This window comes from Pseudoalteromonas sp. BSi20439, from assembly GCF_000241165.1.
Taxonomy (GTDB): Bacteria; Pseudomonadota; Gammaproteobacteria; order Enterobacterales; family Alteromonadaceae; genus Pseudoalteromonas.
Map to the genome: position 1 here is coordinate 1 of NZ_BADW01000119.1, position 3,015 is coordinate 3,015.

Annotated in this window: 3 protein-coding genes; 2 read left to right on the forward strand and 1 reads right to left on the reverse strand. The window is 35.1% G+C overall.

What is annotated here, in order from left to right; translation table 11 throughout:
• The coding region (locus P20439_RS11195; RefSeq protein WP_036933708.1) for a DeoR family transcriptional regulator at window positions 1-257 on the reverse strand (257 nt) is incomplete at its 3' end.
• Window positions 258-445: 188 nt separating this feature from the next.
• Here P20439_RS11195 and glpK point away from each other — a divergent pair.
• Window positions 446-1,930, forward strand: coding sequence for a glycerol kinase GlpK (gene glpK / locus P20439_RS11200; RefSeq protein WP_008466872.1), 1,485 nt, complete (start codon window positions 446-448; stop codon window positions 1,928-1,930).
• A 381-nt stretch (window positions 1,931-2,311) separates the two neighbouring features.
• Window positions 2,312-2,932 carry an MIP/aquaporin family protein gene (locus tag P20439_RS11205; protein ID WP_008466875.1) on the forward strand — a complete coding sequence of 207 codons (621 nt, stop codon included), beginning with the start codon at window positions 2,312-2,314 and terminating at the stop codon, window positions 2,930-2,932.
• The last annotated feature ends 83 nt before the right edge of the window (window positions 2,933-3,015 follow it).

Genomic DNA, 3,015 nt, shown 5'->3' on the forward strand with positions numbered 1-3,015 from the left:
ACTAAATGTTGCGCTATTTTTTGTTTAGCTTCTAAATCCATGATTTTTCTAGTTTGATACGCCATATTTTGAATGCTTGAGACTACACTAGCGCCTCCATGATGACGCCTTAATTTGTTTAACTTTGCAAGATGGGTAAGGTCGCGTCTTATCGTCTGTGGAGTGACTTTATAGTGCTCAACTAATTCTTCAATAGAAATGGAATCTCTTTCTTTTAATAGTTTTAATATAGATTCGTGTCTCTGATCTTGGGTCATTTTTATTTAGCATAATTTTAATTTTAATTAGTAAAACTATTATAAGTGAAAAAGAAGTAAATGAGAATTTTATAGAAATTATTTCATTAAATAATTGTATATAAAAGTTTGATATTTGTTGTATGTTACATTTAATTCATGTAATAGTACAAAAACGAAAATAACCGAATGTTAAAGTGTAAAAAATAATGAATAATTATATCCTTTCAATTGATCAAGGTACGACTAGCTCTCGCAGTGTTTTATTCGATTTAAATGGCAAAGTTGCATATATAGAACAACAAGAATTTGAACAACATTTTCCAAAAGATGGTTATGTTGAGCATAAGCCTGAGGACATATGGGAGTCTGTTCTTCATACCATTAATGCTGTTATGAAGAACCTAGATCCTGAGCATGATAAAGTTATTGCTATTGGTATTACTAATCAACGCGAAACTACAATCGTTTGGGATAAAGTAACCGGTGAACCCATTTATAATGCGATAGTCTGGCAAGATAGGCGTACAACAGAACTATGCGATAGTTTAAGGCTTGCAGGAAAAGAAGAACTAATTATGCAAAAAACGGGGTTATTAATCGATCCGTATTTTTCTGCGACTAAAATAAATTGGATTTTAGAAAGTTGTCCAGGCGCTCGTGAAAAAGCAGAAAATGGTGATTTAATTTTTGGTACGGTCGATACTTATTTGTTATGGAAGTTGACAGGCGAAAAAGAACATCGCACAGATGCAACTAATGCATCGAGAACTATGCTATTTAATATTCATACGCAAGAATGGGATACCGAACTACTTGAATTACTTGATGTTCCATTAAATATGCTACCAGAAGTAATGGATTCATCAGATGACTTTGGTATGGCGAGTGAAAAATATTTAGGTTACGAAGTGCCTATTTTAGGTATGGCAGGTGATCAACAGTCAGCACTGTTTGGCCAAACATGCTTTCAAGCAGGTATGGCTAAAAGTACCTATGGAACAGGGTGCTTTATGATGGTTAATACAGGTGATCAAGTTCTTCAATCTAAAAATAGACTTCTTAGTACTGTCGCCTATCGTTTGAATGGCAAACCAACCTATGCATTAGAGGGCAGTATTTTTATAGCTGGCGCAGCAATTCAATGGCTTAGAGATGGCTTACAGTTAATTGAAAAAGCAGATGAAACAGAATTACTCGCTATCAATACCTCCCTAGATCATGGAATATATATGGTTCCTGCATTTACTGGTTTGGGTGCACCATATTGGGATCCAAATGCTCGTGGGGCTATATTTGGATTAACTAGAGATACGGGTATTAAAGAGATAGTAACAGCAGGATTACAGTCTGTTTGTTTTCAAACTAAAGATCTTCAAAAGGCTATGGAATCAGACGGCGTTAGGCCTCAGGTACTTAGAGTTGATGGTGGTATGGTCATAAATGGATGGCTTATGCAGTTTTTGTCAGACGTTTTAGGTGCAGAGGTTGACCGTTCAACTATTAGTGAAACGACTGCTTTAGGTGTAGCTTATCTTGCAGGACTTAGGGCTGGTGTATTCTCATCGCTTGAGTCATTGGCAACTAATTGGAATTGTGAAAGACGATTCGAACCTGGCATGACCAAAACAAAACGTGATGAGCTTTATGATGGCTGGTGTAAATCAGTTAAAAAAGTACAAAGTGAAGGATAAGTTACTAATTTACCTTTAAATATAAATTCATACCAAACTTGTTTGATTAGAGTTTATGGATGTAAGTAAAGTTATTAAAACTCGCAATCATAAACTCTAAGCTCAATAGGATAGTTTTATTAGTGACCATTATAGATGCTTTTAAGGATATCAAGCACTTTGAATTACAACATTTAAACAAAAATAGTTTCATAGTGTAGATAGTGTTCGCTTATAGAAAGACATGTTCATTAAGGTAGATTTAATTTTAGCTTTTAGCAAGGAATATAAAATGACACCATTTATAGCAGAAATATTAGGAACGGCCCTCTTAATTTTAATTGGAGGCGGTGTAGTTGCTAATAATATTTTAAAAAAACAATAGGTGAAGGAGGAGGGTGGATGGCTGTTACTACAGCTTGGGGTCTTGCTGTATTTATTGGTGTGGTTGTCGCTGGCCCTTATAGTGGAGCACATCTAAACCCAGCTGTAACACTTAGCTTAGCAGTAGCTGAAAAATTTTCTTGGACTGAAGTCCCTGCTTACATTGCTGCACAATTTATTGGTGCAATGATTGGAGCTTTTTTAGTTTATGTAATATATAAAGATCACTTTGATGCTACAGATGATGCAGAATTAAAACGAGCAGTCTTTTGTACAGCACCAGCAATACCAAATACATTTAGAAATATAATTAGTGAAATTGTAGGTACTTTTGTTTTATTGATTTGTGTATTTTATTTTTCGGCGGCTGAAATCGACAATGGTACTGGGACTAAAATTGGTTTGGGCTCTATAGGTGCAATTCCAGTTGCTTTTGTTGTGTGGGGAATTGGGCTTTCATTGGGTGGTACAACAGGATATGCAATAAATCCAGCTAGAGATTTAGGGCCTAGAATTGTACATGCTTTGTTACCGATCAAAGGTAAGATAGATAGTAATTGGAGTTATTCATGGATTCCAGTGTTAGGTCCGACTATAGGTGGTACTTTAGCTGCGTTACTTTACACTATTCTTAGTTAATAAAAGTTATAATTAAGATCCAGATGCTCTGTATAATACAGGGCATCTGGATCTTATACTTATTTATTGTATAGTTATTACAG